The organism is Nitrococcus mobilis Nb-231, from assembly GCF_000153205.1.
GTDB classification, from domain to species: Bacteria; Pseudomonadota; Gammaproteobacteria; order Nitrococcales; family Nitrococcaceae; genus Nitrococcus; species Nitrococcus mobilis.
The window spans coordinates 3,280,631-3,294,672 of record NZ_CH672427.1; the positions used below are offsets into that span (position 1 = coordinate 3,280,631).

At 65.4% G+C, this 14,042-nt stretch carries 8 protein-coding genes and 1 pseudogene; 7 read left to right on the top strand and 2 right to left on the bottom strand.

Features of this window, described 5'->3' with window-relative positions:
• Nucleotides 1-801 (bottom strand): HesA/MoeB/ThiF family protein, encoded by an 801-nt coding sequence (locus NB231_RS14920; protein WP_005004463.1) that lies wholly within the window; start codon nucleotides 799-801, stop codon nucleotides 1-3.
• A gap of 292 nt (nucleotides 802-1,093) precedes the next feature.
• Between NB231_RS14920 and NB231_RS14925 the strand changes: the two genes are divergently transcribed.
• From NB231_RS14925 to NB231_RS19915, 5 genes and pseudogenes are all read left to right on the top strand, one after another.
• Entirely contained in the window at nucleotides 1,094-1,882 is a 789-nt protein-coding gene (locus NB231_RS14925) for a MotA/TolQ/ExbB proton channel family protein (RefSeq protein WP_005004464.1), read from the top strand.
• Nucleotides 1,866-2,267 carry an ExbD/TolR family protein gene (locus tag NB231_RS14930; protein ID WP_232210494.1) on the top strand — a complete coding sequence of 134 codons (402 nt, stop codon included), beginning with the start codon at nucleotides 1,866-1,868 and terminating at the stop codon, nucleotides 2,265-2,267. The genes NB231_RS14925 and NB231_RS14930 overlap by 17 nt, the downstream gene beginning before the upstream one ends.
• A 12-nt stretch (nucleotides 2,268-2,279) precedes the next feature.
• Nucleotides 2,280-2,681, top strand: a complete 402-nt coding sequence (locus tag NB231_RS14935; protein ID WP_005004466.1) for an ExbD/TolR family protein — start codon at nucleotides 2,280-2,282, stop codon at nucleotides 2,679-2,681.
• Nucleotides 2,678-3,601: an energy transducer TonB gene (locus NB231_RS14940; RefSeq protein ID WP_005004468.1), complete on the top strand. Its 924-nt coding sequence runs from the start codon at nucleotides 2,678-2,680 to the stop codon at nucleotides 3,599-3,601. Before NB231_RS14935 ends, NB231_RS14940 begins: the two co-directional genes overlap by 4 nt.
• A gap of 426 nt (nucleotides 3,602-4,027) precedes the next feature.
• A pseudogene (locus tag NB231_RS19915) lies at nucleotides 4,028-4,336 on the top strand (NERD domain-containing protein); the annotation flags it as partial.
• A 144-nt stretch (nucleotides 4,337-4,480) separates the two neighbouring features.
• Here the strand turns inward: NB231_RS19915 and NB231_RS14945 are convergent.
• Nucleotides 4,481-6,319 carry an IS1634 family transposase gene (locus NB231_RS14945; RefSeq protein WP_004998877.1) on the bottom strand — a complete coding sequence of 613 codons (1,839 nt, stop codon included), beginning with the start codon at nucleotides 6,317-6,319 and terminating at the stop codon, nucleotides 4,481-4,483.
• A gap of 136 nt (nucleotides 6,320-6,455) precedes the next feature.
• On the opposite strand from NB231_RS14945, the gene pglW reads away from it, so the two are divergent.
• Together pglW and pglX are read left to right on the top strand one after the other, a co-directional pair.
• Nucleotides 6,456-10,328, top strand: coding sequence for a BREX system serine/threonine kinase PglW (pglW, locus tag NB231_RS14950; RefSeq protein WP_269593440.1), 3,873 nt, complete (start codon nucleotides 6,456-6,458; stop codon nucleotides 10,326-10,328).
• Complete coding sequence (gene pglX / locus NB231_RS14955; RefSeq protein WP_005004474.1) at nucleotides 10,325-13,948, top strand: BREX-2 system adenine-specific DNA-methyltransferase PglX; 3,624 nt, start codon at nucleotides 10,325-10,327, stop codon at nucleotides 13,946-13,948. The genes pglW and pglX overlap by 4 nt, the downstream gene beginning before the upstream one ends.
• Nucleotides 13,949-14,042: the final 94 nt, after the last annotated feature.

Below are 14,042 nucleotides of genomic sequence, written 5' to 3' on the forward strand. Positions count from 1 at the left end.
TTATGGAATGAGGCCAGCTGTTGTCGCAGTGTTGGGCGTTCCTGGCGCAACGCTCCCGCCGGCGCTACAGACCGGGCACTTCGGATCCGAGCGCAGCCGCAGGATGCGGAATTGCATAGTCATGGCCTCGACGATCAGCAACCGAGAATCGAGCGGCTGCCCAAGTCCCACCAAGCTCTTTATGGCTTCTACCGCCTGAATGCTGCCGATAACCCCCGGCAACGGGGCCATGACTCCGGTTTCGCTGCAGGTCTCGCCGGCTTCGCCGGCCTCGGGATAGACGCAGTGATAGCAGGGTTCGCCAGGGCGGTCGGCGCGGAACACCGCGACCTGCCCTTCCATGCGGATCACTGAGCCGGAGACCAGTGGGCGCCGGGCGGCCACGCAGGCGGCGTTCACCGCATAGCGGGTGGCGAAGTTATCGCTGCCGTCCACGACTAAGTCAACGGTTTCGACCAGCGTGGGTAAATTATCCGAGTCGAGTGTTTTCGTGATCGACTCCACTTGGACTTCCGGATTGAGTGCCTGAATGGCCGCGGCGGCTGAATCGACCTTCAAGCGGTCAATATCGGCACTGCGGTGGATGATCTGGCGCTGCAGATTGGAGAGCTCGACGCGGTCGAAATCCGCCAGTACGAGCGTGCCGACTCCGGCACCGGCCAAATACATGGCCGCCGGCGAGCCCAGCCCACCTAGGCCAACGATCAATACCCGGCTGTCAAGGAGCTTCTCCTGGCCTTCGATGTCCAATCCAGGGAGCATAATTTGGCGACTGTAGCGAAGCAGTTGATCATCATTCATGGCACGAACAAACTCGTCAGCTAAACGGACCGAGCTGAATAGCAAGCATACAACTATAAGCCCTGTGCCCCTAGGCTGGCTAGCCGCGAGGAAAGACGCGCGCCTGCTCCAGCGATTTGAACCGTGGCAGGCTCGCCTGGCATCGAAAAAGGCCGCGGTTTTCTGGCGTTTTTGCAAGGAGGTATGTTAAAAAGCCACCCTGATAGAAATGATTCGTGTTCATAATTGAGCCGATGCTACTCTTGGCTCAAAGGCATTCTCCTGTTCGGAATAACATGTAGAGTCTGCATTTATGAATGTATTGGATGAGGGTCAAATCGGTTCCGCGAGCTTAGCCGGCACGCTTGCGCGGGTGCGCGAGCTAATCGACCTCGGCGGCCCCGTGGTCGTGATTCTAGGCTTCATGTCCATTATTGCGCTCACGATCCTATTCCTTAAGTTGTGGCAATTCCGCAGCCTGCAGCTTGGCGACCGGCGCACCGCCCGTGAGATGCTCCGGCTCTACCGCGGTGGACGTGGCAAGGAAGCGGTGGCCCTGGCTTGCCGGTCACGCAATCCGGTGGCGCAGGTTCTCGCGCTCGCGATTCGCGGGCGGCGCCGCAGTGAGCTGTCGGAAGCGCGGGTGCGTGAAGAGGTCGTCCGGGTCGCGGCCGATCAACTCGAGGCGCTGCGCTCTTATTTCCGTCCGCTTGAGGTCATTGCTTCGCTGGCGCCCCTGCTTGGCCTGTTCGGTACGGTATTGGGTATGATCACGGCTTTCCAGCAGCTCCAGCAAGCGGGTAATCAAGTTGACCCGGCTATTCTCTCGGGTGGCATTTGGGAAGCGCTGCTGACCACCGCCGTCGGTCTTGGCGTTGCGATACCGGTGGTCGTGGTGATCAATTGGCTGGAGCGTAAAATCGACCGTTTGGCGCACGAGATGCAGAGCACGGTTACCCAGGTCTTTACACTGGATCTTTTGCAGACAGCCGAGGATCTTGCGCCGAGTGCTGAGAGTGCTGAGGGAGACGATGAACGGTATGAAAACGCTGGGTTCCGTGCCGACGACATCGGCTTCCGCGCCCGTGTCGCTGGCGAATAGTCCCAGATCGCGTCGGACGCTGGTCAGTCTGACACCGCTCATCGACGTCGTATTCATTCTCCTCGTTTTCTTTATGTTGGCTTCTTCATTTTCGAATTGGCGGTCCATCGAGCTCAATACCCCGGTTCGTGCCGGGAGCGGCTCCACCACCGGGCAAGCGCTGTTGATCGAGGTGCGCCAGGATGGTCTGCGCCTTGCCGGGGCCCCCGTTACGCGCGCTGCTCTTGCCGGCCAGGTCAAAGAGCGATTGGCACGGCAACCGGATTTACGTGTTTTGGTTCGGTTGGCGGATGGTGTGGTTCTCCAGGAGGCGATCAGCGTGTTCGATCGGCTTACTGCCGCAGGGATAAAGGATCTATCGCTGGCCGGTAGTGCGCCGCAGTGAGCGAGGTTTGCTATGCAGTTTCAGCCGAGCCGCCCCAAAAACGACGAAGAGCGTATCTTGCCACTGATCAACGTGGTCTTTCTGCTGTTGATCTTTTTCATGTTGGCCGGGCGGCTCGCCGCCTCCGATCCTTTTAAAGTCAAGCCACCGGCCTCGGCCAATGAACACCCGGCTCAGGAATCGGAGGCGATCGTGCTGATTGCCGCCGATAAGCGGCTTGCCTTGGATGGCGAGGTGATGAGTGCGGAGGCGCTCGAGAAAGCCGTAGCCGAGCGCATTCGCAGCGGCGGGCCGACTGTGGTTCGGGTCAAGGCCGACGGTCAGGCGGAGGGGCGGCGTGTGGTTGACCTCATGGAGCGGCTGCGCCGGGCCGGCGTAGTAAAGTTGCGGTTGCTGACGGTGCCGGCCGGATGACAACACTCTCGGGTCGGCATTGGCTGGTGGCGCTTGCAATTGCAGCGACGGTGCATGCCGGTATGCTGCTCGGGCTCATGTGGCAGACGCCGCCGCCGAGTGCCAAGAGCGCCGGCTTCGGTGGCATCGAGATTTCATTAGGCCCGGCCGGTGGCGGCGGAGCTACTCAGGTGAACGCCGATACGCCGCCGCCCGAGCCAATCGCTTCGGAGCCGAAGCCGGAGGCGGCGCAGCCAACCCCGCCGCCAGCAGAAGAAACGGTCGCGGTCGCAGAGCAAAAGCCGGCCGAGCCTGTGGTCGACAATGAGCCGCACGTTCCAGCGCCGCCACCGATTCCAGTCAAGCCGGCCAAGAGCGAGCCCGTGGTGGAGCAGACACCGCGCGAAAGCACACCGCGGGAGCACACTCCGAAGCCTCCTGAGCCGCCGCAGCCCAAGCTGCAACCGTTAAAAGCCGCCGAATCGGCGCGGCCGCCTGCACCACTCAAACCTCCCACCTCGACCCATAATTCGGTTGACGAGCGCACGGCCGCGTTGGCGCCTTCGGCCAAGGGCGCAACGGCTAGCCCTGGACAGACGGCCGGGCAGGCAACCGATCATAGCGATGCAACCTCGGGCGGCGGATCACCCGGCGCGGTCGCCGATTATGCGGCACTCATCCGGGCTTGGTTGGAGCGGCACAAGCGCTATCCACACCGTGCCCAGCTGCGTCGCCTCGAGGGTACGGCGCTGCTCTACTTCGTCATGAATCGCCAGGGGCAGGTGTTGAATTACCGTATCCGGCAAAGTGCCGGCTCAGCCATCCTCGATCGGGCGGTGAAAGCGATGATCGAGCGGGCGAATCCGCTGCCTGCGATGCCGCAGGATATGCGCCAGGCGCGCCTGGAGTTGGTTATTCCGGTCCGGTTTTCGCTACGCTAAGCAAGCGCAGCCAAACGAGGCTGCGCTCGGGTCTTGTTTCAGTGCAGTGCGCGCGGTACCCAATTCACTCCATCCCGCCCACCGTGAATCGAGCTCTCCGGCGCGCTTTACCGATTAGCGGTGCGCGGCCCTACTGAAATAAAAGCGCCGATCGAGACGCTTCGCCGAATCGTGGCGGACCAGGGCGGTTTAAGGGTACCGGCGTGCGATTCGAAAAGTGCCAACGAGGCACACGCTGGCCACGATTTACTGCGTTAAGGTCCAAGCAGAGCTGATGGGCGATTCTGCCGGCGAAATCCAAAGAATGCCGCAGGCCAAGTCGATTGCATACTATCTGGTGCCGAGTTCGTCGGTTTGTTTCGGTAAGCTGGTTACCGCACCATCTGCTGGGAGTTCGGAGTGGGGGATTCCGGTCGTTGGCATGCCGTGCATCCGTCTGCGTTTCCGCACGAGCAGGAGGCGCTGGACACCTTGCGTGCGCAATTGCCCGAGACGCCGCCGTTTCGGGCCTGGTCCAACTTCGAGTTTATCGCCGCGGACGGCAGCATCAACGAAGTCGATGCGCTGGTGGTGTCCACCGACCGCGTCTATCTGATCGAGATCAAAAGCTGGCGCGGGCAGATTACGGGCAACCAGAACACCTGGCTGGTCACCCAGGCCGATGGCCGCCAGCGTTACGAGGAAAACCCGCTGCTGCTGGCCAACCGTAAAGCCAAGAAGCTGAAGTCGCTACTCGCCCGCCAGCTCCCCTTCAAGAAAGCCGCGGTGCCCTATCCCAAGTTTAACGTCCCCAAAAATAACTTCGCGATACTCAGAGAGTTAAGATCGGCCGCGGCGGCGAGTGGCACTACATTACGTTCATTTTATAAATCAGCGGGCTCACACGATTGTTTTCTGCACGCCGCCCGGGGCGGGATCGGCCCCGAGGGCCTGATAGATTCGCGCCTGATCGGGCTCGGCGCGGGTGGCCTTGCGCACGTGCAGGGTGCGGCCATCGCCGCGGTTGAACGTGGCGGTGACCCGGCACTGGCCGGCGAGGGTATCGCGTAGCGTGCTCCAACGCTCGCAGATGCCGTGGGCGGCGAGGCAGTGGCGGATGAGCTGGACGAACTGATAGGCGAGCACGGTGATGAACAGGTGCCCCTCGGCGCGCTCTTCCTTGTGATGGAAGATCGGGCGCAGGCCGAGCTCCGATTTCAGGCTTCGGAAGACCGCCTCAAGGTCGGTGAGCATGATGTAGGTGCGCCACATTGTCTTCTCGTCCCAGCCGGTCTCGTTGCTGCGCAGGCAATAGACGCCCGGCTCGGTGACCAGAGAGCCTTTCACGGGCAGGCGCTGCCAGTGGATCGCACGGGCGCGCTCGCCGCTGTCACCGGCGATCACTTCAATGTGGTAGTGCTGGCCGAGGCCGCGGCTTTTCTCCTTGAGCCGCCCGATGCGCTCCCAGAGCTTGTCGATGCGCTTGGTGGTGCCCCGCCGGCTGAGTCCGGTCGCAAGCTTGTCGAGCCCAGCCTCGAAGCGGTCCATCAGGCGCCCGGCGATCGCTTGCTCCTTGCGCACGCGGCCCTCGGAGCGACAATACAGGCGCACCTCCTGGCCATCAGCCGAGGGCACTTTGAGTAGCTCCACGGCCTGCCCGCCGGCGTTGTCGAGGGTGATGGCCTCTTTAAAATCGACCGCGCGGCGGCGCTCGCGGCTGACCACCAGATAGCGGTAGCCCTGCTCGGCCAGCCAGGCGAGGTTGGCCTCGGTGGCCACCCCGCGGTCCATGACCACAAGCGCGCCGGCGGGCGCCGCGAGGCCGGTGAGCATCCCCTGGAGGGTCTGCGCCTCGGCCGCATTGCCAGCGAAGACCCGCGAGCGGCGCACAAAGCCGCAGGCATCGAGCACCAGCGCCAGGGTGAGCAGCGGGCAGTCGCTGCGCCGCTCCTTGGAGTGGCCGTGGCGCGCGGCCGGATTGACCGGTGCCTCGCCCTCGAAGTAAGTGTTGGTCAGATCGTAGAGCGTGATTGTCGGGGCGAGCGCGAACAGATCGCTCACCCGGGCGAACAGATGCCCTTCGAGGGCCGCGCGGTGGCGCAGCAGGATATCGGAGGTACGGTAGAGCTGCATCGGGCTCATCGCCTCGAAGTCCACCTCCAGCAGCTCGCCGAGGCCGCTGCGCCGGGCGAGCCACTGATACGTCGCCCGCTCCGAGCCCGGGGCGGCCATGCGGGCAACGATCAGCCCCAGCGCCGCCGCACGTTGCGGGCCGGTCAGCCCCAGCGCTTGGAGCTGCTCCTCCAAGCCCGCCTGGCGCAGCGCCCACAGGGCGAGCTGCTCGACGCCCACCGAGCGCGGGCGCACCAGTGAGAGCGAGTCCACGTCCACCGACTGCACGTCACCCCCACCGCCGGGTACACCGCCAGCATCGGCCGGTGCCGGCGTACCGCCCTGCTCGGCGAGCAGCCGCGCCGCAATACGCTCGGCCTGGCGCTCGACGGCGAGCGGGAGGCCCTTCCCCTCCTCGTCGAACAGCGCCGCCTGGCCGCTGAGCCGTTGCTCGATGCGCGCACACAACGCCGACCAGTGTGCCTGCGCCACTGGGAAGTGCCGCCCCAGGTTCAACAGGGTGCGCTGGCGGACCTTACCGGCGCGCCGCTCGGAGCGCACCAGACGATACGTGACATACGACTCGCCGGTGGCCGTGCTGCGGGTCTGGGTGCGGCGGATGAACATGCCCGCGAGGCTAGCGTGGGCGGGCGCTCCGCACAAGGGATAACAACAAATATTATGGCACTACATCCAGCGCGCCACCCTCGCCACTATACGAATCAATAACTTCTCTTCGCATACACGCCCAAATCAGCCCGAAATCAGGCAGAGAGCGTTAAAGATGGGCTATGTTCAGGCGGCGGTGTTCCTGTCCTTACCCGAGTGCAGCCTGGCGCTGGACGAGATCGCCGGTCAGCACGTCTATTTGCGTCCGGATGCCGACCGCAAAGGTCAGTTCAGTGTTGCTGATTTGATTCGCGGCCGGGCCACCGAGGCCGAAGGCCGCCCACCGTTAAGCCGCGCCGTCGAGCGCGCATTGAGTCGTGCAATGGAGCAGCTCGGCTTGCGCAAGCGCACCCGCGCCGCCGCGCACGCCGGCGACTACCTGCTCACCCGCCTGATCCACGAAAACGATCGCTATCAGGACTGGGAAGCCCGCCATGCGCGGGTCGAGAGCGATCGCAAACGCGTCCGCATCTTCCCGTACGCGAAACAGGCACCCGCTGCGGACCAACGCGAACGCAAGGACATCGCCGCACGCGAGTACGAGTTGCTGCGCGAGGTGCGCCACGACCACATCCTTGCACCCATTCAGCTCACGCAAAGCGATATCGGTCCGGCGCTGATCTACCATTATCAACCCGACGCACAGCGTCTGGACCACCTGCTGGAAGCCGCCAGTACTTCGCTCGATGTGGGCCAGCGGTTGGATCTGGTGCGTCAGATTGCCGAAGCGCTGGGCTACGCGCATCAGCGCGGCGTTTACCACCGCGCGCTCAGCCCGTGGGCGGTCGAAGTGATTGCGCGCCCCGATGGCCAGCTAGCGCCGCGGTTGCGCGACTGGCAAAGCGGTGCCTCCGATCGGCAAACCCAGACCGCTACCCGCATGACGGTGCATATCGGCGAGCTCAGCGGGGTCATCGGCAGCGCCCAGGCCACCGTGTACGCGCCGCCCGAGGTCATCAGCGGTCACGGCTACGACGCGGCTAGCATCGACATGTTCTCGCTGGGCGCGTTGAGCTACGCCATCTTCAGCGGCCAGCACCCGGCCACCGATTCCGAGTACATGCTGGACAAGTGCCGTAGCGGACCGGGCCTGCTGATCTCCGAGGTGCTCGACGGCGCCCCGGACAGTCTGCAGATGTTGATCCAGTGCGCCACCGATCCCGACCCGGCGGGTCGCCCCGCCGACGTCCGCGAGTTTCTGACGCTGCTCGACGATGTCGAGAACGAGCTGACTACACCCGATACCGAAACCGGTGTGCCAGCCGCCGATGCCAGCGCCGACGACTGGCTCAGCCGTGGGTTGACCGGTGGTTTTAAGGTCCTCACCCGGCTGGGCAGCGGCTCCACATGTTACGCGCTGGCGGTGGAACGCGATGACGGCCAGCGTGGCGTGCTCAAGGTGGCCAAAGAGCCCTCGCTCAACGAGCGCCTGCGCAGCGAAGCCGACGCCCTGCGCGAGCTGCGCCATCCCAACATCGTCAAATACCTGGGCCTGGAGGAGATCGACGGTTGCACCGCGATCTTCATGGAGCAGGCCGGTGAACAGACCCTGGGTCAGCGCTTGCGCCGCTACGGTGTGCTGTCGCTGGATCTGCTGGAGCGCTTCGGCGAGGAACTCCTCAACACGCTGGTGTATCTGGAGCGCAGCGGCATCAACCACCGCGACATCAAGCCCGAGAACATCGGCATCGGCACCAACCGCAAGCGCGCGCTGACTCTGAAGCTGTTCGATTTTTCGCTCTCGCGCGCACCGCTCGACAACATCCGCGCCGGCACGCCACCTTATCTCGACCCGTTTCTGTGCCAGCGCCGGCCGCCGCGCTGGGATCTGCATGCCGAGCGCTTCGCCGCCGGCATAACCTTGCACGAGCTGGCCACCGGCGCGCTGCCCACCTGGGGCAGCGCCGGGCAAGATCCGGCCAGCACCGACCACGAACTCCGCCTCGAAGTCGAAGCGCTCGACCCGGCGATCCGCGATGCCCTCGCGGCCTTCTTCCGCAAGGTTCTGCATCGCGACTACCGCAAACGCTTCGACAATGCCGACGAGATGTACCTGGCGTGGCGCAATGTATTTCGGCACATCGACCGGACCACCCACGACGACACCGACGACGGCAGCACCACTATCGATTTGACCGCCATCGAGGAGCTGGGCCATGCCACCGAGCTGGCGCGGCTCGGCCTGAGCGCGCGGTTGCTCAACGCGGCCGAACGCATCGGCGCCACTACGGTGGGCGAGCTGCTCGACCTGCCCGGCATGCGCATGTACCGCAACCGCGGCATCGGCCAGCAGCTCACCCGGCGCCTGCGCGAGCTGCGCGAGCAATTGGCCCGACATCTCGGCAGTCCGGTCCCCGGGCCGATGGATGACGCGCCGGACCACTACAGCATCGACCGCCTGCTAAAGAGCCTGGAAGCGATCAAGCTCGACGAGCACCAGGCCGACATCGTCGGCGCCTGGCTGGGGCACAACGGGGACAGCGGCGCGCCGGCCGCCGAGCTGCCCAGCCTGCGCGAAGTGGCCGAGGCCTGCGGCGCCAGCCGAGGTGCGGTGCAGGACACCATCGACAAGGCGGTCGAGAAGTGGTCCAGGAATGCCTGGATGACCGCCCTGCGGGACGAGGCGGCCGAGTTCCTGCTGCGCCGTGAAGGTATCGTCACCGTGCCGGAGCTGGCCAAGCATTTGCTCAGCAAGCACGGCTCCACCGCCACCGGTGACCCACGTCTGCGCCAAACCGCTGCGGTGGTCCAGGCCCTGCTGGAAGCCGAGGCCCAGCGCGAGTCGGCGCGCTTCGTGCTATCACGCAGCCATGCACCGCTGCTGATCATCGCGACCAGTAGACTCGGTCAGGCCTTCGCCGCCGCAACCGGCGAACGCGCCGAATACGTCAAGGCGCTGGCCGCCCAGGCGCATCGGTTGGCGCACGAAGAGCCACTGCCCACCGAACGCCGTATCCATGCAACGCTGGCCGCGCTCGCCGCACCCGCGGCAGACCAACCGCTGTCGCCGGATCGCCGCCTGCGCCTTGCCGTGGCCGCCGCCCCCGCTGTTGCGCTCTCCGGCCGTCTGGAACTTTATCCCGAGGGCATGGCCGCCGAGCGCGCCCTGCGCCTGGGTACCAACAGCCTGCTGGGCGCATCGCGCCTGAGCGTGGCGCAGCTGCACGAGCGCATCCGCAGCCGCTTCGGCAAGGCCGAACCCCTGCCCCAGCGACCGGAGCTCGATCACTTGCTACAGAGCATCGAGTTCCCGCTGTTATGGCACGAAGCAACCGATGAACTACCCGCCGGCTACGCCATGCCGGTGCACGGCAGCGGCCTGACCCGGCACACCAGCACCCTGCGCCGCCGCACCACCGCCCAGCAGGCGGATTCCGACAGCCCGCAGGCGCGGCAGGCGCAGCGCTTCGAGGACACCGTCCAGCGTGCGGTGGCCGAGCGCCGCGTGCTGATCGTCACCTGTCCGCTGCGCCACATCGGGCAGGCCGCCGACGAGCTGGCGCGCACGCTCGCCCTCGACCGGCTCAGCCTGGAGCGCCTGCTGATCGACAGCCTGCGTACCCAGGCGCGGCAGGTCGGCGCCGACTGGCGCGTGGTGCTGCAGGCCGACGCCGCCGCGCGCGAATCGGTTGACTGGCGCCGCCTCAACACGCTGGTGCAACGCGCCATACCCAAGGTCAAGCAACAGTTGTTGGACCACCCGCGCCCGCTGCTGGTGCAGCACCTGGGCTTGCTGGTGCGCTACGGCCAGATTGGCTTGATCCAGGCGCTGCGCGACACGGCACTGACCTCGCCCATGCCGGCGCGCCTGCTGCTGGTGCCGGGCGATGCGCACCAGGCGCCGCTGCTGGACGGCCGCACGCTGCCGGTTATTACCCCGGCCGACTGGACCCACCTGCCGCGCCCCTGGCTGGAGAACCGCCACCGCGCCGCAAAACCATCACCGATAGAGAAGAACCACGCGTGATCGACCCCGTAACCCTGCTCAGTGCTCTGCGGACGCAACGCGACAAACTCGAAGGCGACCTGCGCCGGCAGGTCGCGGAGCTACCCGAACTCAAGGCACGCCTGCAAACCGATTACCGGGCCGCCCATGAGGCCGGCCGCACCGCCGCCACCTTCGGCACGTGGACCGACAATGAGATCACCCAGGGCGCCGTGGCCTGGCTGCTGGCCTGCGTCTTCGTGCGCTTTGCCGAGGACAACGGGCTGATTGCGGCTCCCCTGCTGTCCGGCCCCAATGATGCCCTGCGCCGCGCCCGGGATGCCGCGCGCGAATACTTCCGCCGCCATCCCACCGAACACGACCGCCACTACCTGCACCACGGCTTCGATCAGATGGCGGCGCTGCCGGCCGTGGCCGGCCTGTTCGACCGCGCCCACAACCCGCTGTTCGGCCTGCCGCTGTCGCCCGAAGGCGCGCAGGGATTGCTGAACTTCTGGCAGCAGGTCGATCCCGACAGCGGTGCGCTGCGCCACGATTTCACCGACCCCGGCCTCGACACGCGCTTTCTGGGCGATCTCTACCAGGACCTGTCCGAGGCCGCGCGCAAGCGTTATGCGCTGCTGCAGACGCCCGAGTTCGTCGAGGCGTTCATTCTCGAGCGCACCCTGGAGCCGGCCATCGACGCCTTTGGGTTAGAGGACATCCGCCTGCTCGACCCCGCCTGCGGCTCGGGGCATTTCCTGCTCGGCGCGTTCCAGTGCCTGCTGGGGCACTGGCAAAAAGCCGCGCCCGGGCTGGACGCGCGCGAACGCGTCATCCACGCGCTGGCCGGCGTGCATGGCGTGGATGTGAACCCCTTCGCCGTCGCCATCGCCCGCTTCCGCCTGCTGGTGGCCGCGCTGCAGGCTACCGGTATCAAGATGCTGAAGGAAGCGCCCGGCTGGTGTTTCAATCTCACCGCCGGCGACTCATTGCTGCACGGCCGGCGTTTCGGCCAGCTCGACCTGGTGGGGGGCAAGGGCCTGGATCAACGCTACGCCCATGCCTACGCCGCCGAGGACATCGACGAAATCAACCGCATCCTCGGCCAGCAATACCACGCCGTGGTCGGCAATCCGCCCTATATCACGGCATCTGACAAGGCGCTCAATACTCTGTATCGCGCGCGTTACGGCTCTTGCCACCGGCAGTTCTCGCTCGGCGTGCCGTTCACCGAACGATTCTTTCAGTTGGCGGTTGAAGATGCCAATGGGCCGGCCGGCTTCGTCGGCCTGATCACGACCAACTCCTTCATGAAGCGCGAGTTCGGTAAGAAGCTGATCGAGGATTACCTGCCGCGCCAGGATCTGACCCATGTCATCGACACCTCCGGCGCCTACATCCCCGGCCACGGTACTCCGACCGTAATCCTGTTCGGCCGCAATCGGGCGCCGGTTGCGGAAACCGTGCGCGCCGTGCTTGGCATTCGTGGCGAACCGAGCACGCCCGCGAACCCGGCGCAGGGGCTGGTATGGTCGTCGATCGTGGAGCTGCTCGATCGGCCGGGCGGGGAGAACGAATACGTCAGCGTGTCGGATATGACGCGCGAGCGACTGGCGCAGCATCCGTGGAGTTTGCAAGGCGGCGGTGCGCCCGCCGTTTTGGAAGCGATCGATTCAGCGCCCACAAAGCTCGCCGAAGCTTCAGCCTCAATTGGCTTCCACTGCATCACCAAGCAGGACGATGTTTTCAGCCAGCCCGAGCATGTGTTGGCAAAGGCAAATGTCGAGCATGAAGCGATCCGCGGCTTCGGTATTGGAGAGCAGGTCCGCGATTGGATGGTCGATGACGATGGTTTTGTGATCTACCCGTACAACACGGCTGTTGAAACGGTTGAGCCCTCTAAGCTGCCGTACGCGATTCGCTTCATGTGGCCTTTTCGCAGCACGCTATTCGAGCGCAAGGTCTTTGGCGGGCAAAGCTATAGGGATGCCGGCAAGCCTTGGTACGAATACGGCCAGATTCCACCGAGCAAACTCAAAACCCCACTCTCCATCACCTTCGCCTTCGTCGCCACGCACAACCATTTCGTGCTCGACCGCGGCGGCAAGGTATTCAAACAATCGGCGCCGGTGATCAAGCTGCCGGCCGCGGCCGGCGAGGACCAGCATCTCGGTCTGCTCGGCCTGCTCAACAGCTCGACGGCGTGCTTCTGGATGAAGCAGGTACTGCATAGCAAGGGTGGTGGAATCGGCGGCGGCTTGGCGTCCGAAGAGTGGGAGAAATTCTACGAACACACTGGGACGGGGATGCAGTCATTCCCCCTGCCAGACAAACGCCCCTTGCAGTTCGCTCGCCAGCTCGACCGACTCGCCCAGCAACGCGCCGCGAGTCTTCCGGCCGCGTTGGCACCGCGCCTGCCGCTCGGCCGTGCCGAGCTCGACAACGCCCGCGACACCGCCGTCTCACTGCTGGCGCAAATGCTTGCCCACCAGGAAGAGCTGGACTGGTGGTGCTACCGCGCCTACGGCCTGCTCGATACGGACCTGTGTTTCGCTGCCACGCCGCCCGAGGTCCAGCTCGGCGAGCGCGCCTTCGAGATCGTTCTCGCCCGCCGCATCGAAGCGGGCGAGGTGCAAAGCAAATGGTTCGAGCGCCACGGCTCGACGCCGATCACCGAGGTGCCGGCGCACTGGCCGGACGATTATCGAGCGCTGGTCGAGCGCCGCATCAATCTAATCGAATCCAACGCCTGGATCGATCTGCTGGAAAGACCCGAGTACAAGCGCCGCTGGAACCAGCCGGACTGGGCCGAGCTGGAGCAATCCGCGCTGCAAGGCTGGCTGCTCGATCGCCTGGAAACCGCGGATTACTGGCCGCAGCCCGCGCTTCGAAGCATCGAGACCCTGGCCGCCAGAGCCGAGCGCGATGCCGCCTGGATGCAGGTGGCCGCACTCTACACCGGTCAACCCGGCTTCGACATCGCGGCTCTGGTCGGAGAACTGGTGCACGATGAGTCCATGCCGGCGCTGAAGGTGCTGCGCTACAAGCCCTCCGGCCTGCGCAAGCGCGCCGACTGGGAGCGCACCTGGGAACTGCAACGCCGCGAGGACGTCATCGACGCCGAGATCGCCCGCGCCAATCCGCGCCGGGACGGCGAAGCCGCAGCCGCCTGGCGCTCGCGCATCAAACCCGAGCAGGACGAGCGCAAGGCCGCGGAGATCGGACCCATCCCGGCGCCGCCGAAATACACCCGCGGCGATTTCCTGGCCGGCACGTTATGGCGCCTGCGCGGCGGCCTGGATGTGCCGAAAGAGCGCTTCTTCCGCGTGCCCGACCCGCAGGCGCCCGGCGAGTGGCTGTATGGCTGGGCCGGCTGGAACCCCGCGCAACGGCTGCAGGCCCTGGCCGGCGCCTTTATCGCCGCCGAGCAGGGCAGCGGTGCGGAGCTGGCGCGGCTGATCCCGCTGCTGGCCGCCATCGACGAGCAGCTGCCCTGGGTGCGGCAGTGGCACAACGAGGTGGACCCCGACATGGACGTGCGCCCCGGCGACTACTTCACGAGCTGGCTGGGCGAGCAGCTCAACCGCCACGGCTGGACCGGCCGGACGCTCGCCGACTGGCAACCCGAATCGATCAGCCGCCGCCGGCGCCGCACCTGATGGCCGCGCCATGCACCACAGCCGGGGCACGGACAGATCGCGTCACCATTGCCCCATGTATATCCTTTTAAGTATATACATTAGGAGACTAGGA